The sequence below is a fragment of the Sphingosinicella sp. genome (assembly GCF_052388015.1).
GTDB lineage: Bacteria > Pseudomonadota > Alphaproteobacteria > Sphingomonadales > Sphingomonadaceae > Allosphingosinicella.
In genome coordinates, this window is record NZ_JBQTIN010000156.1 from 1 (window position 1) to 23,816 (window position 23,816).

At 68.9% G+C, this 23,816-nt stretch carries 21 protein-coding genes; 8 read left to right on the forward strand and 13 right to left on the reverse strand.

Annotated features, from left to right (window positions below; genetic code table 11):
* Positions 1-274 precede the first annotated feature (274 nt).
* Positions 275-628 carry a hypothetical protein gene (locus ACT4N3_RS12660; RefSeq protein WP_444855585.1) on the reverse strand — a complete coding sequence of 118 codons (354 nt, stop codon included), beginning with the start codon at positions 626-628 and terminating at the stop codon, positions 275-277.
* A 100-nt stretch (positions 629-728) separates the two neighbouring features.
* Entirely contained in the window at positions 729-2,546 is a 1,818-nt protein-coding gene (gene aspS / locus ACT4N3_RS12665) for an aspartate--tRNA ligase (RefSeq protein WP_444855586.1), read from the reverse strand.
* Positions 2,547-2,651: 105 nt separating this feature from the next.
* On the opposite strand from aspS, the gene rnd reads away from it, so the two are divergent.
* The gene (gene rnd, locus ACT4N3_RS12670) at positions 2,652-3,833 is read left to right on the forward strand and encodes a ribonuclease D (protein WP_444855587.1); all 1,182 of its coding nucleotides are present in this window, start codon (positions 2,652-2,654) and stop codon (positions 3,831-3,833) included.
* Positions 3,830-4,111: an I78 family peptidase inhibitor gene (locus ACT4N3_RS12675; RefSeq protein WP_444855588.1), complete on the forward strand. Its 282-nt coding sequence runs from the start codon at positions 3,830-3,832 to the stop codon at positions 4,109-4,111. The genes rnd and ACT4N3_RS12675 overlap by 4 nt, the downstream gene beginning before the upstream one ends.
* 14 nt (positions 4,112-4,125) lie before the next feature.
* Here ACT4N3_RS12675 and ACT4N3_RS12680 read toward each other — a convergent pair whose 3' ends face one another.
* Genes ACT4N3_RS12680 through ACT4N3_RS12695 form a run of 4 tightly spaced genes read right to left on the reverse strand, consistent with a single transcriptional unit; the run spans position 4,126 to position 9,588 of the window.
* Positions 4,126-5,574 carry a Ppx/GppA phosphatase family protein gene (locus tag ACT4N3_RS12680; protein ID WP_444855589.1) on the reverse strand — a complete coding sequence of 483 codons (1,449 nt, stop codon included), beginning with the start codon at positions 5,572-5,574 and terminating at the stop codon, positions 4,126-4,128.
* Positions 5,575-5,584: 10 nt separating this feature from the next.
* Positions 5,585-7,762: an RNA degradosome polyphosphate kinase gene (locus ACT4N3_RS12685; RefSeq protein ID WP_444855590.1), complete on the reverse strand. Its 2,178-nt coding sequence runs from the start codon at positions 7,760-7,762 to the stop codon at positions 5,585-5,587.
* Positions 7,755-8,375 (reverse strand): HdaA/DnaA family protein, encoded by a 621-nt coding sequence (locus ACT4N3_RS12690; RefSeq protein WP_444855591.1) that lies wholly within the window; start codon positions 8,373-8,375, stop codon positions 7,755-7,757. Before ACT4N3_RS12690 ends, ACT4N3_RS12685 begins: the two co-directional genes overlap by 8 nt.
* 4 nt (positions 8,376-8,379) lie before the next feature.
* The gene (locus ACT4N3_RS12695; protein WP_444855592.1) at positions 8,380-9,588 is read right to left on the reverse strand and encodes a heavy-metal-associated domain-containing protein; all 1,209 of its coding nucleotides are present in this window, start codon (positions 9,586-9,588) and stop codon (positions 8,380-8,382) included.
* Positions 9,589-9,648: 60 nt separating this feature from the next.
* On the opposite strand from ACT4N3_RS12695, the gene purM reads away from it, so the two are divergent.
* Positions 9,649-10,743: a phosphoribosylformylglycinamidine cyclo-ligase gene (gene purM / locus ACT4N3_RS12700; RefSeq protein ID WP_444855593.1), complete on the forward strand. Its 1,095-nt coding sequence runs from the start codon at positions 9,649-9,651 to the stop codon at positions 10,741-10,743.
* Positions 10,736-11,350: a phosphoribosylglycinamide formyltransferase gene (purN, locus tag ACT4N3_RS12705; RefSeq protein ID WP_444855594.1), complete on the forward strand. Its 615-nt coding sequence runs from the start codon at positions 10,736-10,738 to the stop codon at positions 11,348-11,350. Before purM ends, purN begins: the two co-directional genes overlap by 8 nt.
* On the opposite strand, the gene ACT4N3_RS12710 is transcribed toward purN, so the two are convergent.
* The 3 genes from ACT4N3_RS12710 to ACT4N3_RS12720 all read right to left on the reverse strand — a co-directional run bounded on the left by ACT4N3_RS12710 (position 11,307) and on the right by ACT4N3_RS12720 (position 14,528).
* Positions 11,307-12,461 carry a CapA family protein gene (locus ACT4N3_RS12710; protein ID WP_444855595.1) on the reverse strand — a complete coding sequence of 385 codons (1,155 nt, stop codon included), beginning with the start codon at positions 12,459-12,461 and terminating at the stop codon, positions 11,307-11,309. The two genes, purN and ACT4N3_RS12710, sit on opposite strands and share 44 nt — an antisense overlap.
* An 87-nt stretch (positions 12,462-12,548) precedes the next feature.
* A complete protein-coding gene (ndk, locus tag ACT4N3_RS12715; protein ID WP_444855596.1) occupies positions 12,549-12,971 on the reverse strand; it encodes a nucleoside-diphosphate kinase in 423 nt (140 codons plus the stop codon).
* An 84-nt stretch (positions 12,972-13,055) separates the two neighbouring features.
* A complete protein-coding gene (locus ACT4N3_RS12720; RefSeq protein ID WP_444855615.1) occupies positions 13,056-14,528 on the reverse strand; it encodes a leucyl aminopeptidase in 1,473 nt (490 codons plus the stop codon).
* A 194-nt stretch (positions 14,529-14,722) separates the two neighbouring features.
* On the opposite strand from ACT4N3_RS12720, the gene ACT4N3_RS12725 reads away from it, so the two are divergent.
* From ACT4N3_RS12725 to rsmA, 4 genes are all read left to right on the forward strand, one after another.
* Complete coding sequence (locus ACT4N3_RS12725) at positions 14,723-16,882, forward strand: LPS-assembly protein LptD (protein WP_444855616.1); 2,160 nt, start codon at positions 14,723-14,725, stop codon at positions 16,880-16,882.
* 67 nt (positions 16,883-16,949) lie between these two features.
* Complete coding sequence (locus ACT4N3_RS12730) at positions 16,950-18,269, forward strand: peptidylprolyl isomerase (RefSeq protein ID WP_444855597.1); 1,320 nt, start codon at positions 16,950-16,952, stop codon at positions 18,267-18,269.
* Positions 18,270-18,273: 4 nt separating this feature from the next.
* Positions 18,274-19,260, forward strand: coding sequence for a 4-hydroxythreonine-4-phosphate dehydrogenase PdxA (pdxA, locus tag ACT4N3_RS12735; RefSeq protein ID WP_444855598.1), 987 nt, complete (start codon positions 18,274-18,276; stop codon positions 19,258-19,260).
* Positions 19,233-20,102 (forward strand): 16S rRNA (adenine(1518)-N(6)/adenine(1519)-N(6))-dimethyltransferase RsmA, encoded by an 870-nt coding sequence (rsmA, locus tag ACT4N3_RS12740; RefSeq protein ID WP_444855599.1) that lies wholly within the window; start codon positions 19,233-19,235, stop codon positions 20,100-20,102. Before pdxA ends, rsmA begins: the two co-directional genes overlap by 28 nt.
* On the opposite strand, the gene ACT4N3_RS12745 is transcribed toward rsmA, so the two are convergent.
* The 4 genes from ACT4N3_RS12745 to guaB form a co-directional block, all read right to left on the reverse strand.
* Positions 20,099-20,620 (reverse strand): hypothetical protein, encoded by a 522-nt coding sequence (locus ACT4N3_RS12745; protein WP_444855600.1) that lies wholly within the window; start codon positions 20,618-20,620, stop codon positions 20,099-20,101. The genes rsmA and ACT4N3_RS12745 overlap by 4 nt on opposite strands.
* 29 nt (positions 20,621-20,649) lie before the next feature.
* Complete coding sequence (locus ACT4N3_RS12750; RefSeq protein WP_444855601.1) at positions 20,650-21,831, reverse strand: RsmB/NOP family class I SAM-dependent RNA methyltransferase; 1,182 nt, start codon at positions 21,829-21,831, stop codon at positions 20,650-20,652.
* Between the two features lie 33 nt (positions 21,832-21,864).
* Positions 21,865-22,287: a hypothetical protein gene (locus ACT4N3_RS12755; protein WP_444855602.1), complete on the reverse strand. Its 423-nt coding sequence runs from the start codon at positions 22,285-22,287 to the stop codon at positions 21,865-21,867.
* A 70-nt stretch (positions 22,288-22,357) separates the two neighbouring features.
* Positions 22,358-23,812 carry an IMP dehydrogenase gene (gene guaB / locus ACT4N3_RS12760; RefSeq protein ID WP_444855603.1) on the reverse strand — a complete coding sequence of 485 codons (1,455 nt, stop codon included), beginning with the start codon at positions 23,810-23,812 and terminating at the stop codon, positions 22,358-22,360.
* Positions 23,813-23,816 lie beyond the last annotated feature (4 nt).

Sequence of the window (23,816 nt, forward strand, 5' to 3'; positions counted from 1 at the left end):
ACCGCCGGGCGGGCCGCCGGGCCGCAGCGCTGATCCGCGATCGATCTCGCGCTCCAGCCGTTCTACCATGCGCTCGAGCCGGTCGAGCCGGCGCAGAACCTCATCGTGGAACTGCGCGTCATTTGGCCGCGCCGGAACCGGCAACCATCGTCAAAGCAACGAGAACGGAACAAAACGCATAGTCCACCTCCGATTCGGTCGTGATCATTACGGAGGCGACTCTGATTTAGGTCAAGGGGTCTCGCGCGAAAAATGCGCGGGAACGCACCATTTCTTAGCGCAGGTAGCGGCCGCCGGCGGCGACCAGCGCGATCCGGATCTCCTCGTCGGTGATCCGCATGTCATGGTCGCTGTCGGCGTAGCGCCGGAACCAGATGTTGGCGCGGTGGGCGACATCCTCGCTCACCTCGCCTTCGGCCGCGTCGCGGAAGCCGATTGTAACGATCGCCCTGCCCTCGCGCGTCTCGGCCAGCCAGCGGTCGAGGATCTCGACCCCCGGCCCGTCCAGCTCATCGACCTCCGGCCGATCGCCATCCCAAGCCGCGCCGGCATAAGCATGCTCCATGTCATAGGCGCAGCCGGCCAGCAGCGCTGCCGCACCCAGGGCCGCAAAGAATTTGGTCCGCATCATTGGCCTCCCAAGCCGTCGGCGGGAGCTTAGCCGCGGCGGAGCGGCGCGTTAACCTTTGCGTCCCGGACCTGTACCGGAATGGGACAGGTTCAGCGCGTTATTCCGGCGCGACGACCTTGGCCGGGTCCTTGGCGGCGATGCCGGCGGGCTCCACCACCCGGATATTGAGCTCGCGCAGCTGCTTCGCGGTCACCGGGCCGGGCGCGTTCATCATCAGGTCCTCCGCCTTCTGGTTCATCGGGAACAGGATGACCTCGCGGATATTCGGCTCGTCGGCGAGCAGCATGACGATCCGGTCGATGCCCGGCGCCGATCCGCCATGCGGCGGCGCGCCCAGCTTGAAGGCGTTGATCATGCCGGCGAAGTTCGTGTCGACCTCTTCGCGCGTGTAGCCGGCGATCTCGAACGCCTTGTACATGATGTCCGGCCGGTGGTTGCGGATCGCGCCGGACGACAGCTCCACGCCGTTGCAGACGATGTCATATTGATAAGCGAGGATGTCGAGCGCGTCCTTGCTCTCCAGCGCCTCCAGCCCGCCCTGCGGCATCGAGAAGGGGTTGTGGGAAAAGTCGACCTTCTTCGCCTCCTCGTCATAATCATACATCGGGAAATCGACGATCCAGCAGAACTGGAAGCTGTCATCCGCGATCAGGGCCAGCTCCTCGGCGACGCGTGTACGGGCGGCGCCAGCGAGCCTGGCCGCCTGCGCTTCCTTGCCGGCGGCGAAGAAGATGCCGTCGTCCGGACCGAGGCCGAGCGCTTCGACCAGCTTGCGCGTCGCCTCCTCGCCGTGATTCTTGGCGATCGGCCCGCCCAGCTCGCCGCCCTTCTGGGTGATATAGCCCAAGCCGGCATGGCCTTCTCCGCGCGCCCATTCGTTCATGTCGTCGAAGAACTTGCGGCTTTTCTCCGCGGTGCCGGGCGCCGGGATGGCGCGAACCACGCCGCCCTCGCCGACGATCCGCGCGAACAGGCCGAATCCCGAGCCCTCGAAATGGCCCGACACGTCGGAGATCAGTATGGGGTTGCGAAGGTCCGGCTTGTCGGAGCCGTATTTCAGCATCGCCTCGCGATAGGGGATGCGCGGGAACTGGCCGGCGGGCGTTACGCTCTTGCCGTTCGCGAACTCCTGGAAAACACCGGCGAGCACCGGCTCGATCGCTTCGAACACGTCGTCCTGGGTGACGAAGCTCATCTCGAAGTCGAGCTGGTAGAATTCGCCGGGCGAGCGGTCGGCGCGCGCGTCCTCGTCGCGGAAGCAGGGGGCGATCTGGAAATAGCGGTCGAAGCCGGCGACCATGATCAGCTGCTTGAACATCTGCGGCGCCTGGGGGAGCGCGTAGAACTTGCCGGGATGGACGCGGCTGGGGACGAGATAGTCGCGCGCTCCTTCGGGGCTGGAAGCGGTCAGGATCGGCGTCTGGAACTCGGTGAAGCCGGCGTCGATCATCCGCCGCCGGATCGAGCTGATCACCTGCGACCGCAGCACGATATTGGCATGCAGCCGGTCCCGCCTGAGATCGAGATAGCGGTAGCGAAGCCGGATATCCTCTGGATAATCCGCCTCGCCGGCGACCGGCATCGGCAGCTCCTCGGCCGCCGACTGGATCGTGACGCCGTCGGCAACGACCTCGATCGCGCCCGTGGCCATATTCGGATTGGTCGCCTCTGCGCCGCGAGACACGACTTCGCCCTCGACCGTCACCACCGACTCGGCGCGCAAATGCTCCAGCGCGGCGAGCGGCGCGCTGCCGGCGCGGCAGACGATCTGGGTCAGCCCGTAATGATCCCTGAGATCGACGAACAGCACGCCGCCATGGTCGCGCTTGCGGTGGATCCAGCCGGAAAGCTTCACGCGCGCGCCGACGTCGCTCTCACGGAGCTGGGCGCAATGATGGGAACGGTAGGCGTGCATCGAACTGGCTTCCAATTTATGGGATTCGCTTGAAAAGCGCCGGTGCGCTTCGCGTCACGCAAGCCGCTTTGTCAAGCGCGCCGCCATCGCTATGAGAGCGCGCAGATGCTTATCCATCCCCTGATCACCGACACCGCCAGCCTCGAAAAGCTCTGCGAACGACTCGCCCGCGCGCCCTTTGTGACGGTCGACACCGAGTTCATGCGCGAGAACACCTATTGGCCGGACCTGTGCCTGTTCCAGGTCGCCAGCACCGAGGAAGCGGCGGCGATCGACCCCAAGGCGGAGGGCATCGACCTCGCGCCCTTGCTCAACCTGCTGGTCAACAATGAGGACGTGCTCAAGGTCTTCCACGCCGGCGGGCAGGATATCGAGATCGTCTTCAACCTGACCGGCGGCACCCCGCATCCCTTGTTCGACACCCAGATCGCGGCGATGGCGCTCGGGCTCGGCGAGCAGGTCGGCTACCAGAATCTCGTCGAATCGCTCCTCGGCCGCAGCCTCGACAAGGGCGCGCGCTTCACCGACTGGGCCCGTCGCCCGCTCGACAAGCGCCAGATCGACTATGCGATCGGCGACGTCACCCATCTCGCCGAGCTGTTCCCGAAAATGCTGGAGCGGCTGAAGCGGACCGGCCGCGGCGAATGGCTCGACCAGGAGATGGAGCGGATCGCCGAACCGGCTCATTATGCAAACGATCCCGTCGTGGCCTGGAAGAGGGTGAAGATCCAGAGCCGCAAGCCGGACGTGCTCGGCCGGCTGAAGGCGCTCGCCGGCTGGCGCGAGATCGAGGCGCGCTCGAAGAATCTCCCGCGCGGCCGAATCATGAAGGACGAGACGCTGGCCGACGTCGCGCTCCATCCACCGGCCGAACAGGATGCGCTGGGCAAGGTGCGCGGCCTCTCGCCGGCCTGGCGGACCAACGACATCGGGGCGCGGATGATGGAGGCGCTCGCCCATGCCGAGCCGCTGAGCGCCGCCGAGCTACCGCCGCGCGAGGATCGCGGCCCGGGACTCGGGCGAGAGGGCGCACTGGTCGCCGACCTGCTCAAGCTGCTGCTCAAGATTCGCGCCCGCGAAAGCAATGTCGCGCCGCGGCTGGTCGCGCGATCGGACGAGCTCGAGCAGCTCGCCGCCGGCCGGCGCGAGGGCCTTGCCATCCTCGAAGGCTGGCGGTTCGAGGAATTCGGCCGCGACGCGCTCGATTTGGTCGAGGGCCGGCTCGCCTTTGCGATCAAGGGCGGCAAGCTCGCCATGACCCGCACCGAACCGGAGCAAACGGCATGAAAGCGATGATCCTGCTGGCGCTGGCCGCGGCGGCCTGCGCACCGGCCGAGGCGCCAGCCGGCGCCGATCCGATCCGGACATGCAATGCGGCGGCGCTCGCGTCGATGGTCGGCCGCGCATGGTCCGATTCGCTTCGGCCCGAGGCGTTACGGCGGAGCGGCGCACGGGCCGCGCGGGTGATCCGGCCCGGCGATATGGTGACGATGGATTATCGCGGCGACCGGCTGAACGTGCACCTGAACGGCGATGGCCGGATCGAACGATTCGACTGCGGCTAAACGTGAATCAGGCTCTAGGGCAGGACGAGTTCCGGCTTCAGCCCAAGCTCCGTCGCCAGCGTCCTCAGGCGCCGCTCCACCGCTTCGCCGGCGAGCGCGCCGTCCCTGAGCTTTAGCCGCAGCGCGTCGCCGCGCCGCTCCAGCCGGCTGCGCTCCAGCCCCGCCGCGACCCCGCCGCTGAGCCGCTGGCCAAGCCGGATCGCCAGTCCCCAGCGCGTCGCGCGCGGGATTTCGTCGGGTGCGCACAGAGCGGCAATGTCCGGGTAAGGCAGCGTCTTGCCGCCACCGAATGCCGTGAACAGGGCCTGGGCGAGCATCGCCCGCCCTGGAGCGTCAATCGCCACCCAATTCCCATGCAGCGCCATATCGACGCCACGCTCCGCGCGGAAATCGGGATGCGCCGCCCAGGCGATGTCCGAGAGCAGGCAGGCGGCGAGCCGCAGACGGGCGCAGGACGGAACATCGTCGAACAGCGGCGCGATCCAGGCGTCGAGTAGCGCGCCATGCTGGGGGAAGCGCCCCAGACCGGCCCCCGCCTCGCGCGCCGCCTCGACCAGCGGGTCCCGCGCCCGCGTCTGCGGATCGAGCGCCGCGTAGAGCAGGCCCTCGCGGATGCCGAAGCTCGACACGATCAGCCGGGCCGGACGGAGCACGTCGACCAATGCCGCCAGCAGCAAATTGGCCTCCGGAAGCGTGTCCAGCCGCGTGGTGGAGACCCCGAGCTCGCGCGCGCCTTGCCTGTCGAGCCGCGTCAGCGTCGCGACGAGCGCCGCCGGCCGGTCAACGGCCATGGCATGCTGGTGGACGATCGGCAGCGGATGGTCAGACAGAGCCATGTCGAGCTGGGCGAGCGCACGCCAGCTGCCGCCGACGAGGTAGAAGGGACGCCCCTTCGCCGCGTCGCCGAATCCCGCGCCACTCAGCGCCTTGCGAGCTCTTCGGGCGAGGCCATCCCCTTCGCCGGCCGCCAGGGCGTCGAGACGCAGCACGCCGAGCGGCAGCGACGTGCAACGCCGGACGCTGCCGCCCGCGACGTCGGCCAGCTCGAGACTGCCGCCGCCAAGATCGCCGACGATGCCGTTCGCATCCGGAATCGCCGATATGACGCCCTTGCCGGCGAGCTTCGCCTCCAGCCGGCCGGTAAGCGTCTCGGGGTCGAGGCCAAGCTCGCGAACCTCGGCGAGAAAAGCGGCGCCGTTCGACGCCTCGCGCACCGCCGCCGTCGCCACGGTGCGAATGCTCGCGACACCCATCTGGCGGGTGAGCAGAGCGTACCGACGCAGCGCCGCGAGCGCCCTGTCCTGCGCACCCTCCCCGAGCGCGCCGGTCCGCGCCATGTCGGTGCCGAGCCCCGCCATGACCTTTTCGTTGAAGATGACCGAGGGGATGCGCGTCGCGCCGGAATAGACGACCAGCCGGACGCTGTTCGAGCCGATGTCGATGATCGCGACCGGAGCGGTCACGGGCTTGCGATCAGCCGCCGGTCGGGAGCCGGAGCGCCTTCGGGAAGGCGCCCTCAGCATGGAGCGCGTCGCCGCGGCCCGAGAGCGACGGATTGGTCATGAAATAATGGTGGAGGTTGAACGGCTTATCCTCGCCCGTCGGGTCGAGCCGGAGATAGGTGCCGTCGGGCAGCAGCCGCCAGCTCTGATCGACATCGAGCATGTTGGCGACCATCACCTGGTCGAGAATCTGGGCGTGGACGGTCTCGTTGCGGATCGGCAGCGCATATTCCACCCGGCGATCGAAATTGCGCGGCATCCAATCGGCCGAGCTGATGAAGACCGGCGCGTCGCGATTGGGCAACGCGTCGCCATTGCCGAAGCACCAGATCCGGGCATGCTCCAGGAACCGGCCGACGATCGACTTGACCCGGATATTCTCCGACATGCCAGGCACGCCGGGCCGGAGGCAACAGATGCCGCGGATCACGAGATCGACGCGCACGGCGGCGCAGCTCGCCTCGTAGAGCTTTTCGATCAGCGCGGGATCGACGATCGAGTTGAGCTTGGCCCAGATGGCGCCCGGCCGGCCGGCGCGGACATGGGCGATCTCGGCGTCGATCAAGGCGGCGATGTCGTCGCGCATGTCCCGCGGCGACATGCTGATCAGCTCCAGCGCCCGCGGCTCGATATAGCCGGTGATATAGTTGAAGATGTCGGCGACATCGCTGCCGATGGCCGGATCGGCGGTGAAGAAGCTGAGGTCGGTATAGATGCGCGCCGTGACCGGATGGTAATTGCCGGTGCCGAGATGGCAGTAGGTGCGATAGCCGCCTTCCTCGCGCCGCACGATCATCGACATCTTGGCGTGCGTCTTCCACTCAATGAAGCCGTAGACGACCTGGACGCCGGCGCGCTCGAGCGCGCTCGCCCACATGAGGTTCTGCTCCTCGTCGAAGCGGGCCTTCAGCTCGACCACGGCGGTGACCGATTTGCCCGCCTCGGCCGCCTGGATCAGCGCGTTGACCACCGCCGATTGCTTGCCGGCGCGGTAGAGCGTCTGCTTGATCGCGATGACGTTCGGGTCGGCCGCCGCCTGGCGGATGAACGCCAGGACGACGTCGAACGTCTCATAGGGGTGGTGGACGACGATGTCCTTGGCCCCGATCGCGGCGAAGCAATCGCCGTCATATTCGCGGATTCTCTCAGGGAAACGAGGCGTGTAGGCCGGGAATTTGAGATCGGGCCGATCCTCCTCGACCAACTGGGCGAGATCGGCGATGCCGAGAAAGCCGGTCGATTCGAAGACCAGGGCCTCGCTGGCGTCAATGCCCTCGCGGACCAGCGCCTCCATCGCGTCCGGAATGCGCGCCTCCAGCTTCAGACGGATCACCCGGCCGCGGCGCCGGCGCTTAATCGCGGCGCGGAAGAAAAGAACCAGGTCCTCGGCTTCTTCCTCGATCTCGATGTCGCTGTCGCGGATCACCCGGAACGCGCCGCCGCCGAGCAATTCGTAGCCGGGGAAGAGCTTGGCGATCTGGCGCCTGATCACGGTCTCGATCGGCACGTAACGCGCCGCGTCGCCCGGCAGGCGGACGAAGCGCGGGAGCGCGGCGGGGACCATCAGCAATTCGCGAATCGGCTCTCCGTCCGAATGACGCCTCAGATCGAAGATCAGCGAGAAGCCGCGATTGGGAATGAACGGAAAGGGGTGCGCCGGGTCGATCGCCTGCGGCGTGAGAACGCGCGAAATATGATCGTCGAAGTGCTTTTCCAGCCAGGCATCGTCCTCTGCGCTGATCGCGTCGCTGCCGAGCACGTCGACGCCCGCCTCGCGTAGCGTCGCGCGCAGCTCGGTCCAGACCTGTTGCTGGCTCGCTGTCAGCGTGTCCGCTTCGGCGACGATCGCGGCCAGCTGCTGGGTGGCGTTGAGGCCGTCGGCCGACGGCTCCTCGACCTTGGCGAGCTGCTGCCCCTTCAGGCCGGCGACCCGGACCATGAAGAATTCGTCGAGATTGCTGCCCGAAATGGAGAGGAAGCGCAGCCGCTCCAGCAACGGATGCGCCGGATTGCACGCCTCCTCCAGCACCCGCCGGTTGAAGGCGAGCCAGGACAGCTCCCGATTGAAGAAGCGCGGCTCGGTCGCGGGCAGCACCTGCGCCGCCCCCGCGTCTTCGCTCAACGTCGCGCCCGCAACCGAATCAGCCATTCTTCCTCGCCTTTCCGATCAATCCCGCATCCTCCAGCGCCTGCTTCGCCATCGGCACGGTGAGCCGGCGCGACCGCGACAGCATCGCCTCGTCAAGCGCCGTGACCACGCGCTGCGCCGCCACATAGCTGCGTTCGACGCGCGGGACCAGAAAGTCGACCACCTCTTGCGGCACGGCGAGGCCCCGGTCGGCCAGCAATTTTGCCACCAGCTGGCCGAGCAGCTGGTCGTCCGGCCCGCCGATCTCGACCAGCGGCGTCGCGCCGAGCCGGGACCTCAGGTCGGGCAGCCTGATCCCCCAGGCGGCCGGCGGCGCGTCCGCCACGATCAGCAGCGGCCGCCGCGTTTCCTGGGCCTCGTTCCAGGCATGGAACAGCGCCTCCTCCTCATGATCCTCGGCATCGTCGAACAGCCGGCCGTCGGTCTTGCGGACGAAGATCCGGCCGAGCAGACTGCGGCCCGACTTGCGCGGCCCGGTCAGCAATGTCGCCATCACCGGCCAGGTCGACCAGCGACGCAGATGATCGAAGGCGGCCCGGTTGCAGTCGGAGAGAAGGAAATCCTCGTCCCGTTCGGCTACCGGCCAGGCGAGCGGCAGCGCGATTTGGCTCATGGCGTCAGCGCGATATCCGGAGCGTCGAGCCGCTCACGACCGTGACGTTCCAGCCCTGCGCCCGCAGCGCCGCCTGCAGCCCCGCGGCGTCGCCGACATAGGTGACGCGGATCACCGAGGTGCCGCCGAGCGCGAGGCTGGTGGTGATCGCCGAGGTGACGCCGCCGACCCGGCTGACCGAGACTTCGGCGGTCTGCACCGCTCCGGCATCGGGCGTGTCGACCTGGACGCTGAACGAATTGCCGGCGCCGGTCGCCGGCTGCTGCTCCGGCTCCTCGGTCTCGGTCTCCTCCTCGATCACCTGCTGGACCGCGGGGGCGATGATGACGAGGCTCGGATCGGGCTGGAGCAGCCCGGCCTCCAGCGCGCGGCGATAGACCATGTCCATCCGCCTCACGCCCTCGTCGAGCATGCCGGGCAGGGCCTCGCTGCTCGCCGCGCGGAGCTGGAAGCGGCCGAGCATTTGCGCGTCCGGCCCGAAACGGGCGGTGAAGGTCGCCAGCGCCGGGCCGCCCGGGAAGGCGCGCCGCACGTCCACTTCGGCGATCGCGATGTCGGCGCCGCCATATTGATCGAGCAGCATCCGCCACCAGCCGCGCCCGCGCCGACGGCTCTGGGCGAGGTTGAGAATCAGCGGGTCGATCCCGGCGCCCGAGGTACGCACATAGTCGATCGGCGTCTGCACGGTGCGGAACTGCGCCCAGGCGCGCTGCCACTCGTTGCGGATTTCGAACGAATAGCCGGTGCCGCCGGTGGTCATCACCGGGATGACGAGCAAAGGCGCGGAACGGCGGGTGAGCCCCGCGACGCCCAGCATCTGGCCCGTGCGGGCGCGATCGAAGAGCACGCCCAGGCGCGCGATGTAGCGGGTCGGGCTGATCTGCTCCTGCTCGATGACGATGCCGGAGACGATCGTGTTGAGCACGCTCTCGGACAGGTTCGGCGCCTGGGCGGCGGGCCGGCCGGTGGTGCGCGACCAGAGCATCCGCCAGCCCTCGCGCTGCGCCTGCCGCCAGCCCTCGACCCGCGCCCGCTCGGCGTTCTGGGCGGTGACGTCGACCTCGATCCCGCCCACCTCGAAATTGCTGGTGCTGTCGATCGGCGGAATGCCGCGATCGGCGCCGTCCAGCTGGGCATAGAGCCAGGTTCCGCCGCCGACGCACAGCAGCAGGACGAGCGGGATCGCGATGAGGGCAAGGCGGCGCGGGCTCACGCGCGCCCTTCTGGCGAGGGAATCGTGGAAATCCAAGCGGGTTCTCGTTAGGGCGCGCCGATGAGCGAGCGGGAAAGCTGGACCTATGCCAAAGCGGGCGTCGACATCGCCGCCGGCAACGCGCTGGTGAAGGCGATCGGCCCGCTCGCCAAGGCAACCGCGCGGCCGGGGGCGGACGCCTCGCTGGGCGGATTCGGCGGCTTCTTCGACCCGAAGGCGGCGGGCTACAAGGATCCGCTGCTGGTCGCGGCCAATGACGGCGTCGGCACCAAGCTCAAGCTCGCGATCGACAGCGGCCGGCACGACGGGGTCGGCATCGACCTCGTCGCGATGTGCGCCAACGATCTGATCGTGCAGGGCGCCGAGCCGCTCTTCTTCCTCGACTATTTCGCCTGCGCGAAGCTCGACAACGAGGTCGCGGAGCGGGTGATCGCTTCGATCGCGGAAGGCTGCCGTCAGGCCGGCTGCGCGCTGATCGGCGGCGAAACGGCCGAGATGCCGGGCATGTATGCGCAAGGCGACTATGATCTCGCCGGTTTCTGTGTCGGCGCGGTCGAGCGGGGCGAGGCGCTGACCGGCGAGGCGGTGAAGCCCGGCGACGTCATCCTCGGCCTCGCCTCGTCCGGCGTTCATTCGAACGGCTTCTCACTGGTCCGCCGGCTCGCGGCGGAGCGCGGCTGGAAGCTCGACCGCCCCGCCATGTTCGATCAGGACGCGCTGCTGATCGAGGCTTTGCTCGCGCCGACCCGCATTTACGTCAAATCGCTGCTGCCGCTGGTGCGCGCCGGCAGGATCGCGGCGCTCGCCCATATCACCGGCGGCGGCCTGCTCGAGAATATTCCGCGCGTGCTGCCGGAAGGCTGCCACGCCGAGGTCGACGCCGATGCCTGGCCGCAGCCGCGGCTGATGGCCTTCCTCCAGGCGCAGGGGAATATCGAGCCGGGCGAGATGGCGCGCACCTTCAATTGCGGGATCGGCATGGCCGCGATCGTCGCCGAAGCGGCTGTGACAGCGGTGACTGAATCACTCACCGAGGCCGGGGAAAGTGTGCTCAGGATCGGCCGCCTCACCGAAGGCCAAAGGGGCTGCACCGTGTCGGGCGGGGTCGAAACATGGAGCGCCCGTGCCCCCTGGTCCGCCACCCATCATGGCTGACCGCGTCCGGGTCGCCGTCCTGATCTCCGGGCGCGGCTCCAACATGGTCGCGCTTGCCGAGCACAAAAGGCGCGACCCGACGCGGACCTACGACATCGCGCTTATCGCCTCGAACGTGCCGGAAGCGCGCGGGCTGGTCGTGGCGAAGCGGCTCGGCCTAAAGAGCTGGGCGAAAAGCCATGTCGGCCTGAGCCGCGAGGGCTTCGACGCCGAACTCGACGTGGTGCTGCACGAGCACAAGATCGAACTGGTCGCGCTCGCCGGCTATATGCGGCTGCTCTCGCCCGGCTTCGTCGATACCTGGTCTGGCCGGCTGCTCAACATCCACCCTTCCCTGCTTCCCGCGCATCGCGGGCTCGACACCCATCGCCGGGCGCTGATGGCCGGCGACGAGTTCGCCGGCTGCTCCGTCCATCTGGTGACCGCCGATCTCGATGCCGGGCCAGTGCTGGCGCAGGAAAAGGTCCGCATCCTGCCGCGCGACGATGCCGAGAGCCTCGCGGCGCGCGTGCTGGAGGCGGAGCATCGCCTCTACCCGGTCGCGCTGGAGGAATATTGCCGCCTTATTGCCGGCGCCAGCTTACCACGCCTTCCCGATCGATCGTGATCCCGGCCTCCGGGATGTCGCGCTGGGCGAGCTCGGCCATGCGCTGTCCCGCCGCGCCGCTCGGATCGTAGACCGGGCCGCCGGGCCGGGTCTGGCGCGCCGACACGATCCGCGCCGAGCGCAGCGCGCCGTCACGGCCGACCTGAAGGTCCGCGATCGGCGCGAGGCCGGACGTATTGTTGAGGTTGAACCGGCCATAGGTCCAGAAATTGCCGAGGCTGTAGGCGATGAAGCGGCCGCGATAGACCTCCATCGCGCGCGGCACGTGCGGCCCGTGGCAGAAGACGATGTCCGCGCCCGCATCGACCGCGGCCCGGCCGAAGGCGAAGGGGTTGCCGCGATTCTCGCCGACGAACATCTCGGTCTGCCGCGTGATCGCGCTCCGGCTCTCGCCCTCCGCGCCGATATGGCAGGAGACGATGACGATGTCCGCGCGGGCGTCCGCCTCGCGCACCATCGCCGCGAGCCGGCCGAGATCGCCGACCTGCATCAGGCCGGGATTGTGGCCGAAGGCGACGAGCGCGAAGGTCGTGCCGTCGGCCAGCCGCTGGACGCCGATCCGCGTCTGCGGCGTATCGGCGCCGCTGACGATCAGGCCGGCCCGCGTAAGGCTCTGATAGCTCAGCGCGCGGCCACCCTCGCCGAAATCGCGGCTGTGATTGTTGGCGTTGGAGATGAGGGTGAAGCCGGCCCGGCGCAGATAGTCCGCGTGGAAGGGCGGGCTCCTGAAGGTGAAGCAGAGGCGCGGATTGCCGCAGGCCTTTGGATTGGCGCTGCTGGTGTGAATCGTGCCTTCGAAATTGCCGAAGACGACGTCGCCGGAGCGGAAGAGACCGCTGATCTCCGGGCCGAGCAGAGCGCGCGGATCGGCGTCCGGCGTGATCCTGGGGTCCATGATCGGGCTCGGCCAGTCGCTGCCCATCATGATGTCGCCGACGCCGACGACGCGATAGCTGGTGCGCTGCGCGGCGGTGCGGCCGGACTGGAGGCCGACGACCGGCGTCTCGGCTGTTGCAGGCCCCAGCCGGAAAGCTTCGCCGCCCAGCGCCCAGGCACCGACGCCGATGCAGGCAACCAAGGCGAGACTCGCCAGGATCTTCAAACGCGACACGACCCCTCCCCGCTCGTCAGCCAAGCATCATAGCAGGCCCGATTTCACCACGCGATTCGTTTCCGGCGCGTGAACGGGACAGGGTCGTCAGCCGACGATCTCGTCCGACGCGAAGAAGAAATCGATCTCGATCTTCGCATTCTCGTCGCTGTCCGAGCCGTGGGCGCTGTTCGCTTCGATCGACTCGGCATAGGTGCGGCGGATCGTGCCCTCTTCGGCATCGGCCGGGTTGGTCGCGCCCATGATCTCGCGATTGCGCAGCACCGCATTGTCGCCTTCCAACACCTGCACGACCACCGGGCCGGAGGTCATGAAGGCGACGAGATCGTTGAAGAAGGATCGCTCGCGGTGGACGGCGTAGAAGCCTTCGGCCTGCTCCTTCGTCATCCGAATCCGCTTCGACGCGACGACGCGCAGGCCGCCATCCTCCAGCATCTTGGTGACGGCGCCGGTCAGGTTGCGCCGGGTGGCGTCCGGCTTGATGATCGAAAAGGTCCGTGTCGCGGCCATGGCGATTTAAGCTCCGTAATGATGTGATGGGATGTCGGCCGGCCCTCTAGGGGACCGACCGCATCGGAGCAAGCGCCGCCGCGCTCAGCCTTCGTGATTGGCCGCGATATAGCGGTCGAGCAACGCGACGCCGAAGCCGGTCGCGCCCTTGTCATAAAGGTGGCTCGCCTTGTCCGCCCAAGCCATGCCGGCAATGTCGAGATGGGCCCATTTCACCCCCTCGTCGACGAAGCGGCCGAGGAAGCAGGCGGCGGTGATCGATCCGCCTTCCCGCGATGCGCTGTTCTTCATGTCGGCGATCTGCGAGTCCATGATCCGGTCATAGGCCTCGCCCATCGGCAGCCGCCACAATTTGTCGCCGCTCGCCGCGCCCGCGTTGAACAGCGCGTCGGCCAGGCCGTCGTCGTTCGAGAACATGCCGGCATATTCGTGGCCGAGGCTGATCACCATCGCGCCGGTCAGGGTGGCGAGGTCGATCATCGCTGCGGGCTTCAGCTCGCGCTGGGTCCAGGTCATCGCGTCGGCGAGGACGAGCCGGCCCTCGGCGTCGGTGTTGATCACCTCGATCGTCTGGCCGGACATCGAGGTCACGACGTCGCCCGGCCGCTGCGCATTGCCGTCCGGCATATTCTCGGCCAGCGCGCAGACGCCGACCACGTTCGCCTTGGCCTTGCGCTTCGCGAGGCTGAGCATCGCGCCGGCGACCGCGCCCGCGCCGCCCATGTCCCACTTCATCGCCTCCATGCCCTGGGCCGGCTTGATCGATATGCCGCCGGTGTCGAAGGTGATCCCCTTGCCGACCAGGGCGACCGGCTTTTTGCCCGGCGTGCCGCCGTTCCAGCGCATCACCAGCAGGCGCGGCGGTCGGGCCGAACCGCGGCCGACGCCGAGCAAGGCGTTCATGCCCAGCTTCGCCATCTGCTTCTCGTCAAGCACCTGGATGTCGACGCCGGTCCCGTCGAGCGCGGCGCGCACCCGCTCGATGAAGCTCTCCGGATAGATGACGTTGGCCGGCTCGGTGACCAGGGTGCGGGTGAGGTCGAGGCCGTCGAGCATCGCATCATAGGCCGCCCAGGCCTTCTTCGCCCCCTCGCCCGCGCCGAACAGGACGATCTCCTCCAGCGTCGGCTTCTGCTTGCGGCCGAGCTTGGTGCGATAGAGGTCATAGCGCCAGCTGCGCGCCGCGGCGCCGAAAGCGAGCCCGCAGGCGGCGCCGGCGTCGAGCCCGCGCGCATCGATAACCAGCTTGGTCTCGCCGGAGGTCAGCAATTTCGCGGTCAGCGCGCCGCCGACGCGCTCGTGCAGCGCCACCTCGTCCTGCTTCGCGCCATAGCCGACGAGCAACAGCCGCCGCGCCGCGCCGTCTTCATCGATGAAGGTCTCGGCGATCGCGCCGATCTCGCGCTCGAAACGCTGCGCCTCCGCCGAGCGCTCGGCCAGTGCGCGCGCCGCAGAATCGAGATCGGCGAGGCGGTGGTTGAGCGCGTCCTCGCTGCGGACGGGGATCGCGAGCGCATGGCTGCCTTGCGGCCGCGTCGCGGCGAAACTCACCTTGATCAAACCCATTTCTCCTCTGCGGCCGTTGCGACGACCGGAATTGTGTCGCCATTGCAGGCGGCGGGCGCAGGTGCAATAGCCGGCCCGTTCCCCTTGGGACGGGTGAAACCGGAGCCGCCGGGTTGTTGAGCAAGACCAAGCTGACCTGCCGGACGGCCCTGCCGCTGCTGCTGGGCCTCGCCGCCGGCACGGCGATGGCGCAAGAGCAGCCCGCGGCGACGCCGCCCGCCACGCCCGCCACCGGTGGCCAGGCGGTGGTCCAGTTCAGTTCCGACCGGCTGGAATATGACCAGAACAGCGAGATCGTGACCGCCTCGGGCGAGGTCAGGATGACACGCGAGGGCTATGACCTAAGGGCGAACAGCGTCGTCTGGAACCGGACCAGCGGCGAGGTGCGGGCGATCGGCGCCGTGCGCATCATCTCGCCCGAAGGCGATGTCGCTTATGCCGACAATGTCGTGCTCGAGGACACTTTGCGCGACGGTGTGGTCGAGAATCTGCTGCTCGTCCTCGCCGACGGCGGCCGGCTGGCGGCAGTGTCGGCCGAGCGCCGCAACGGCATCACCATTCTCCACCGCGCCGCCTACACCCCCTGCGCCGTCGTCGACGAGAATGGCTGTCCGCGCGACCCGACCTGGCAGATCAACGCGGTGCGCGTCGTTCACGATCCGGTTCGGCACCGGATCAGCTACCAGGGCGCGTCGCTGAACCTGCTCGGAATCCCGGTCTTCGCCCTTCCCGGCCTGTCGCACCCCGACGGTAGCCAGGGCGGCGGCAGCGGCCTGCTCGTGCCGGATTTCCGCTTCAGCCGCCAGAACGGCTTCGAGATCAGCGCGCCTTATTACATCCGCATCGCACCGAACCGCGACGCGACGATCACGCCGCACGTCTATTCGGACGTGCTGCCGATGGTCGAGGCGGAATATCGCCAGCTCACCTCGATGGGCGCGCTTCAGGTGCGCGGCTACCTGACCTACGGATCGCGGCTGCCGGTCACCGCCCCCGTCGGCACGCCGGCCGACGACGGCTGGCGCGCTTATATCGAGGGCAATGGCCGCTTCCAGCTGAGCCCGGTCTGGAGCGTCACCGCCTCCGGCCGCTATGTCACCGACCGCACGTTCCTGCGCCGTTACGACATCAGCCGCGACGACCGGCTGCGCACCATGGTGGATGCCGAGCGGATCGGCCGCAATTCCTATATCTCGATCGCCGGCTGGGCGTTCGAGGGGCTGCGCGTCACCGACGTGGACGGCACCCAGCCGATCGCGCTGCCGGCGATCGACGCGCGCTGGCGAATGCACGATCCCTGGCTCGGCGGCCGGATCGACTTGCAGGCCAACAGCCTCGCCTTGCTCCGCCGCGAAGGCCAGGACACCCAGCGCGCCTTCGCCAGCGCGCAATGGCAGCGGCGGATGCTGACTCCGCTCGGCCAGGAGCTGACCTTCACCGCCTTCGCGCGCGGCGACGTCTATCACACCAACGACATCCTCTCGACGCCGACGGTGGCTTATCGCGGCGAGGAGGGCTGGGCCGGGCGTTTCATCGGCGCGGCCGCGGCCGACCTGCGCTGGCCGTTCATCGGCCCGTTCATGGGCGGCACCCAGCGGATCACGCCGCGCCTGCAATTCGTCGCCTCGCCGCCGACCGAGAACATCGACATTCCGAACGAGGACGCGCGCGCCGTCGATCTCGAGGATTCCAACCTGTTCGCGCTCAACCGCTTCCCGGGCTACGACCGCTGGGAAGACGGCGTCAGGATGACCTATGGCGCGGACTGGGACGTCGACCTGCCGGGCGTGTCGCTGCACAGCAATATCGGCCAAAGCTACCGGCTGAGCACCCGCGCCGCGATCCTGCCGCCCGGCACCGGCCTCTCCGACCGCTTTTCGGATTTCGTCGGCCGGACCAATATCCGGGTCGGGCGGCGGCTCAACATCACGCATCGCTTCCGGATCGATAAGGACAATCTGGCGATCCGGCGCAACGAGGTCGATGCGACCATTGGCGGCCGGCGGACCTATGCGACGGTCGGCTATCTCCGGCTCAACCGCAATATCGATCCGGCGATCGAGGATCTGCGCGATCGCGAGGAGCTGCGCGTTGGGGGCCGGGTGCAGTTCGCCCGCTACTGGTCGATCTTCGGCTCGGCGATCGTCGATCTTACCAACCGCCGCGAAGACCCCTTGTCGCTCGCCGACGGCTTCGACCCGATCCGCCACCGGATCGGCATCCTCTACGACGACGATTGCATCGAGCTTGGCGTGACCTGGCGGCGCGACTATGAGACCACCGGCGACGCGCGGCGGGGCAATACCTTCCTCATTCGGGTGGCGCTCAGAAACCTGGGCCGCTAGAGAGGGCGCTCAGCGAGGGTTCAGGTCGGCGGCCTCAGGATAGGCCCCTGCTTTCATTGGAGGAATGATGAGGCTCGGTTGGTTCAAGGGCGCGAGCGTGATGGTCGCGACCACGCTGCTTTCGGTCGTCGCGGCGGCGCAGTCCGGGCAAGGTCCGCTTCAGCTTCCGTACAACGTCCAGTTCGTCGGACCGCAGCAGCCCGGAATCCGCAAGGCGACGGCGATCGTGAATGGCGAGATCATCACCGAGACCGATGTCGACCAGCGCCTCGCTTTGATCGTCGCCTCCAATCGGGTCACGCTGCCGCCCGAGGAATTGCAACGGGTGCGCGCCCAGGTGCTGCGCAACCTGATCGATGAAACGCTGCAGATTCAGGAAGCGACCCGGCAGGAAATCACCGTCGAGGATCGCGAGGTCGACGATTATTACAACCGCTTCTCGCGCAACTTCAACCAGAGCCCCGCGGGCTTCACCGCCTATCTGCGCAGCGTCGGCGCCTCGGATCGCTCGCTGAAGCGCCAGATTCGCGGCGAGCTCGCCTGGCAGCGATTGCAGCGTCGCGTGGTCGAGCCGTTCGTCACCGTCGGCGACGACGAGGTGCGGGTGATCCTCGAGCGCATTCAGGCCTCGCAGGGCCAGACCGAATATCGTGTCGCCGAGATTTTCGTTTCCGCCACGCCGGAGACGCAGACGGCCGCACAGACCAATGCGGCGCGGCTGGTCCAGCAGATCCGCGGCGGCGCTTCGTTCGGCGCTTATGCGCGGCAATTCTCGGAGGCTTCGACGGCAGCGGTGGGCGGCGATCTCGGCTGGGTGCGAGCCGAGCAATTGCCGGACGAGATCGCCACGGTCGTTCGCGAAATGCCGGTCGGCGCGATCAGCGACCCCATCCCCGTGCCGGGCGGCTTTTCGGTTGTCGCGCTGGCCGACGCGCGGCGGCTCGGGCTGCCGGACCCGCGCGACGCGCGCCTCAGCCTGATGCAGATGTCGATCGTGCTGCCCGCCGGCACCACGTCGCAGCAGGCGCAGGCCCGCGCCAGCCAGCTCCAGGAGCGCAGCCAGAATATGGGCGGCTGCGGCGGCGCCGCGGCAGCAGCGCAGGCGATCGGCGCCGAGCTCGTCAACAACGATCAGGTGCGGGTGCGCGATCTGCCTGCGCCCTTGCAGCAGCCGCTGCTGGCGCTCAGCGTCGGTCAGGCGACCGCGCCGTTCGGCTCGCAGGAGCGGGTCAGCATTCTCATCGTCTGCGGCCGCGACGAGCCGCCTCCGGTGGCCGCGCCCAATCCTGAGGCGATCCAGAATAGCCTGCTCGAGCAGCGTGTCGGCATGCGCGCCCAGCGCTTTCTGCGCGACCTCCGCCGCGACGCGGTGATCGACTATCGCTGACGCGATGATCGCGCCGCTCGCCGTTTCGCTGGGCGATCCGGCCGGCATCGGCCCCGAGGTGATCGCCAAGAGCTGGGAGCGGCGACAGGCCGAGGCACTTCCGCTGTTCTTCGCAGTCGGCGATGTCGACGCGGTAAAGAAGGCCTGGGACGGGCCGGTGGCCATCGTCGACGATCCCGCCGGTGCGGCCGCGGCGTTCGACCAGGCCTTGCCCGTGATCGACGTCGCCGATTCTGCGCTCGCCCTGAGCAGCCCCGGCTTGGCGGAGGCGCGCAACGCGCTCGACGCGCTCGAGTTGGCGGTCGGGCTAGCCCAGATGGGCGCGGCTTCGGGCCTGGTGACCGGGCCGGTGTCGAAGAGCCGGCTCTATGCGGTCGGGTTCACCCATCCCGGCCAGACCGAGTTCGTCGCCGAGCGCTGCGGCGTCTCCGGGGATCTGATCGCGATGATGCTGGCCGGGCCGAGCCTCAGGGTCGTGCCGGTCACCACCCATATCCCGCTCGCCGAAGTGCCGGCGGCGCTCAGCATCGAAACGATCGTCACCAAGGGCCGCGCCGCGGCGCGCGGCCTCCAGCGCCAGTTCGGCATCGAGAACCCCCGCCTCGCGGTCGCCGGCCTCAACCCTCATGCCGGCGAGGACGGGACGCTGGGCCGCGAGGAGATCGAGATCATCGCGCCGGCGATCGAACGGCTGCGCGAGGAAGGCATCGAGGCGAGCGGCCCTCATGCGCCGGACATCATGTTCGCCGCGCGGCGGCGCGAAGGCTATGATCTCGCGCTCTGCATGTATCACGACCAGGGTCTGATCCCGCTCAAGACGCTCCATTTCGAAGAGGGGATCAACGTCACGCTCGGCCTGCCGATCGTCCGCACCTCGCCGGACCACGGCACCGCCTTCGACATCGCCGGCTTAGGGCTCGCCGATCCGGGCGCGATGATCGCCGCGATCCGCGCTGCGGGAGAATGCGCCGCCCGCCTCGCCGCCGCGTGAGTCCGCAACTGCCGCCGCTGCGCCCCGGCGGCCTGCCGCCCCTTCGAGAAGTGATCGCTCGCCACGGTCTCAGCGCCAGCAAGGCGCTCGGCCAGAACTTCATCCTCGACGAGCAATTGCTCGACCGGATCGCGGCCGTCCCCGGCCCGCTCGGCCGCGAGCGTGTCTACGAGGTCGGCCCCGGCCCGGGCGGCCTCACCCGCGCCTTGCTCCGCGCCGGCGCGGAGGTCGTCGCGGTGGAGCGCGACCGGCGCTGCCTCGCCCCCTTAAGCGAGCTGGCTGAGGCTTTCCCGGGACAGTTGACGATCCTTCAGGCCGACGCGCTGGCGATCGACGAGGCGGCGACTGTCGGCCCGGCCCATATCGTCGCCAATCTCCCCTACAATGTCGGCACCGCCTTGCTGGTGCGCTGGCTCGGCGGCGAGGCCTGGCCGCCCTGGTGGAAGTCGCTCACGTTGATGTTCCAGCGCGAGGTGGCCGAGCGGATCGTCGCTGCGCCGGAGAGCGGCGCTTACGGCCGGCTCGCGGTGCTCGCCCAGTGGCGCGCGACGGCGCGGCTGGCGATGAAGGTCCACCGCTCCGCCTTCACGCCGCCGCCCAAGGTGATGTCGGCGGTCGTCCACATCATCCCTGGCGAAGCGCCCGCCGGCGTCCGCTCCGCGACGCTGGAGCGCCTCACCGCCGCTGCCTTCGGCCAGCGCCGCAAGATGCTCCGCCGCTCGCTGGCCGGCGTGACGGGCGCGGAAGCGGCGCTGGCCGCGCTGGGCATCGACCCAGAGCGGCGCGCCGAAACGCTCGCCGTCGGCGATTTCGTCGCCTTGGCGCGGTTGCTCGACGCCTAGTTGCGGCGCGGCGGATTGACGGGCGGCGGCGCGGGCTCGACCCGTTGCGCGGCGAGCGCTTCGGGCGGCGGGCCGCGAGTGATCGCGGCGGCGAGCTGATCGGCATTGGCGCAGGACTGGCCGCACAGGGTGCGCAGCCGGGTCAGGTTCGCCCGCGCCCGCTCGACCGCGCCGCGCTGGACATAGGCCTCGCCCTGCGCCGCCAGCGCCGCCTGGTCGTTGGGCTCGATCTGCAGCGCGTCGGCATAATAGCCGATCGCCTTGCCCGGCAGGCGCTGCGCCTGCGCGACCCGGCCGAGCGCGATATAAGCGGCGCGGTTGCGGGGGTCGACGGCGAGCGCGGACTCGAGCAGGTCGATCGCCTCGTTGTAGCGGCTGGCGGCGGACTGCGTCTGCGCCTCCTGGACGAGGGCCATCGAGCGCTGGTCGATGACATCGTCGGGGCGCTGGCCGAAACCGGCGCTGGCCATCGTGCCGAGCGCGATCGCCAGGGTGAGAGCAACGGGGGTAAGGCGCATCCAGAACTCCATGGTCTTCGGCGGCAAGCCTAGCATGGCCGCCGCCAGCGCGCGACGAAAAAGCCGTCCGTGCCGTCATGGCCCGGGGTGAGCAACAGCCCGCTCCCGGCAGCGCGCCCGGCCGAGATGGCGATCTCTTCCGGAACCAGCGATGAACGGCCGGTCAGCGCCGCCGCTTGACCCCTGCCCTCCTCGGCGAGCAAGGAGCAGACCGCATAGACCAGCCGCCCGCCCGGCTTGAGCAGGCCGGCGGCGATGTCGAGCAGCCGCGCCTGCAGCTCCACGAGGCCTTCCAAACGCTCCGGCGTGGCCCGCCAGCGCGTCTCTGGGTTGCGCCGCCAGGTGCCGGAGCCCGAGCAGGGCGCGTCGACCAGCACGAGATCGCCCTGCCAGGCCAGATCGGCGAGCGTTTCCGCCTCCTGACCCGGATCGATCAGGCGGCTTTCGATGATCGTGGCCCCCGCGCGCTGGGCGCGTTGCGGCAGCCGCTGGAGGCGGCCGCGATCGCTGTCGGCGGCGATGATCGCGCCCTGATTCGCCATCTCGGCGGCGAGCGCCAGCGTCTTGCCGCCCGCCCCCGCGCACAGGTCGACCACCCGCTCACCCGGCCGCGCTTCGCAGGCAAGACAGACGAGCTGACTGCCTTCGTCCTGCACCTCGATCTGGCCCTCGCGCCAGGCCGCGCTTTCCTCCACTCGCATGGCTTCCGGCAGGCGCAGGCCGAGCGGCGCATGCGGTGTCGGCGCGGCGTCGGGCAGCGCCGCGAGCGCGGCGTCGCGCGTCCCTTTGAGCCTGTTCGCGCGAAGGTCCAGCGGCGCGCGATCGAGCAGGATGGCCCGCTCGTCCGGCCCGACCAGCGGATCGAGCCGGTCCAGCAGCCAGGCCGGCGCGATCGCGGCCGGCGCAGCCTGCTCGTCGGCTCGCGGCGGCGCGGGTCCGTGGGCCGAGCCGTCGAACAGGGTCAGCAAATCAGGCTGGTCGCCGGCGAGGCCGAGCATCGCCGTCCGGCCGGATTCAGGCGGCTCGCCGGCGCGACGGATGGCGCGATAGACCAGATCGCGAACGGCGCGCCGGTCCTTCGATCCCGCATAGCGTCTCGTTTTGAAATAGCGCGCGATCAGCGCGTCCGCCGCCGCCCCGCTCTCGCGCGCGGCGGCGAGGATGGCGTCGAGCAACTCGATCGCGGCCTGGACGCGCGCGGCGGGAGTCATCGCATCACCGGCGCGCGCGGGATGGCAAAGCGGCTATTGCTGGCCCTGCTGCGGCGGTGGAGCGGGCTGGTCATAGCCGGGCGTGCCTTGGGCCGGCGGCGCAGCCGGTCGCGGCGCCTGGGCATTTTGCGCGGCGCCCGCGGCGTCGAACCCGGTGGCCGAATAGGCGACCATCGTGTTTTCGCCCTGCCGATAGGCGCGGATGTAGATGTCGGTCGTCGTATTGTCGCTCCACGAGGCGTTGCCCTGGCAGCGCGCCTCGGCCTCGGTGCGCGAGACTTCGCGCAGGTTGGTGATGCTGTTGATCTTATATTGCTGGCTTTGCGAGGTCTGCTTCGCCTCCTCGCCCATGCGGTCGCAGCTCAGGCTCGCGACGGTTGGGTTGCAGCCGGCGATGAGGCCGGCCGCGACGACCGCCGATGCCACCGCGCCGATCCGAACGGGTTGGTAAGCCATGACCGCAGCCCTCCTCTCGTGATCCGCCGAGAGGCTCCTCCATAATCGGTGCGAATGCAAGCGCGCCGGGTCAGCGCGACGGGTAGTTGGGCGCCTCACGGGTAATGGTGATATCGTGGACATGGCTTTCGCGCAGGCCCGCATTGGTGATGCGGATGAATTGCGCCTGCTGCAGCGCTTCGATCGTCGCCGCGCCGGTATAGCCCATCGCCGCCTTCACCCCACCCACCAGCTGATGGATCACGTCGCGGGCGTGGCCCTTATAGGCGACCTGGCCTTCGATCCCTTCCGGCACCAGCTTCAGCTGGTCCTTGATGTCCTGCTGGAAATAACGGTCCGCGGAGCCGCGCGCCATCGCGCCCACGCTTCCCATGCCGCGATAGGATTTATAGGCACGCCCCTGATAAAGAAAGGTTTCTCCCGGTGCTTCCTCGGTCCCCGCAAGCAGCGAGCCGATCATCACCGCCGAAGCGCCGCCGGCCAGTGCCTTGGCGACATCGCCGGAGGCGCGGATGCCGCCGTCGGCGATCACCGGCGCGCCGGATTTCGCCGCTTCGTCCGCGGCGTCCATGATCGCGGTGAGCTGCGGCACGCCGACGCCGGCGATGATCCGGGTGGTGCAGATCGAACCCGGGCCGATGCCGACCTTGATCGCGTCCGCGCCGGCGTCGAGCAGCGCCTTGGTCGCCTCGCGCGTCGCGACATTGCCGGCGACGACCTGGACTTTGTTGGACGCGCGCTTCAGCCGGTCGACCGCCGCCGCCACGTCGCGATTGTGGCCGTGCGCGGTGTCGATGACGATCAGGTCGCATTCGGCGTCGATCAGCGCCTTGCTGCGCGCGAAGCCCTGGTCGCCGACGGTGGTTGCCGCCGCGACCCGCAACCGCCCCGCCTCGTCCTTGGTCGCGTCCGGATAAGCGACCGCCTTCTCGATGTCCTTGACGGTGATCAGGCCGATGCAATGGCCGTCCTCGTCGATGACGAGCAATTTCTCGATCCGCCGCTGGTGGAGGAGGCGGCGCGCCTCGTCGCGGCTGACGCCGGGCCCGACGGTGACGAGATTTTCGTGCGTCATCAGCTCGGACACCGGCTGGCGCGGATCCTCGGCGAAGCGCACGTCGCGATTGGTGACGATGCCGACCAGCCGTCCGCCCGCCTCGGTCACCGGAATGCCCGAAATCTTGTGGCGCTCCATCAAGGCCCGCGCCTCGGCCAGATTCTGGTCGGGGCGGATGGTGATCGGGTTGACCACCATGCCGCTCTCGTAGCGCTTCACCGCGCGCACCGCCGCCGCCTGCTCCTCGATCTCGAGATTGCGGTGGAGGACGCCGAGGCCGCCCAATTGCGCCATGGCGATCGCCATGTCCGCTTCGGTCACGGTGTCCATCGCCGAGGAGAGGATCGGGATGTTGAGCGCGATGCCGCGCGTTACCCGGGTGCGGGTGTCGGCCTGGCTCGGCAGCACCGAGGATTCCGCCGGGCGGAGGAGGACGTCGTCGAAGGTGAGGCCGAGGGGAATGTCCATCGCG

Bases quoted from the DNA above. Each gene is read 5' to 3' on its own strand.
- rnd (WP_444855587.1), top strand. From the start codon at position 2,652: ATGCTTATCCATCCCCTGATCACCGACACCGCCAGCCTCGAAAAGCTC.
- ndk (WP_444855596.1), bottom strand. From the start codon at position 12,971: ATGGCCGCGACACGGACCTTTTCGATCATCAAGCCGGACGCCACCCGG.
- purM (WP_444855593.1), top strand. From the start codon at position 9,649: ATGAGCGAGCGGGAAAGCTGGACCTATGCCAAAGCGGGCGTCGACATC.
- rsmA (WP_444855599.1), top strand. From the start codon at position 19,233: ATGCGCCGCCCGCCTCGCCGCCGCGTGAGTCCGCAACTGCCGCCGCTG.
- guaB (WP_444855603.1), bottom strand. From the start codon at position 23,812: ATGGACATTCCCCTCGGCCTCACCTTCGACGACGTCCTCCTCCGCCCG.
- ACT4N3_RS12750 (WP_444855601.1), bottom strand. From the start codon at position 21,831: ATGACTCCCGCCGCGCGCGTCCAGGCCGCGATCGAGTTGCTCGACGCC.
- ACT4N3_RS12685 (WP_444855590.1), bottom strand. From the start codon at position 7,762: ATGGCTGATTCGGTTGCGGGCGCGACGTTGAGCGAAGACGCGGGGGCG.
- purN (WP_444855594.1), top strand. From the start codon at position 10,736: ATGGCTGACCGCGTCCGGGTCGCCGTCCTGATCTCCGGGCGCGGCTCC.
- ACT4N3_RS12730 (WP_444855597.1), top strand. From the start codon at position 16,950: ATGAGGCTCGGTTGGTTCAAGGGCGCGAGCGTGATGGTCGCGACCACG.
- ACT4N3_RS12745 (WP_444855600.1), bottom strand. From the start codon at position 20,620: ATGCGCCTTACCCCCGTTGCTCTCACCCTGGCGATCGCGCTCGGCACG.
- pdxA (WP_444855598.1), top strand. From the start codon at position 18,274: ATGATCGCGCCGCTCGCCGTTTCGCTGGGCGATCCGGCCGGCATCGGC.
- ACT4N3_RS12660 (WP_444855585.1), bottom strand. From the start codon at position 628: ATGCGGACCAAATTCTTTGCGGCCCTGGGTGCGGCAGCGCTGCTGGCC.
- ACT4N3_RS12675 (WP_444855588.1), top strand. From the start codon at position 3,830: ATGAAAGCGATGATCCTGCTGGCGCTGGCCGCGGCGGCCTGCGCACCG.
- ACT4N3_RS12755 (WP_444855602.1), bottom strand. From the start codon at position 22,287: ATGGCTTACCAACCCGTTCGGATCGGCGCGGTGGCATCGGCGGTCGTC.
- ACT4N3_RS12725 (WP_444855616.1), top strand. From the start codon at position 14,723: ATGGCGCAAGAGCAGCCCGCGGCGACGCCGCCCGCCACGCCCGCCACC.
- ACT4N3_RS12690 (WP_444855591.1), bottom strand. From the start codon at position 8,375: ATGAGCCAAATCGCGCTGCCGCTCGCCTGGCCGGTAGCCGAACGGGAC.
- aspS (WP_444855586.1), bottom strand. From the start codon at position 2,546: ATGCACGCCTACCGTTCCCATCATTGCGCCCAGCTCCGTGAGAGCGAC.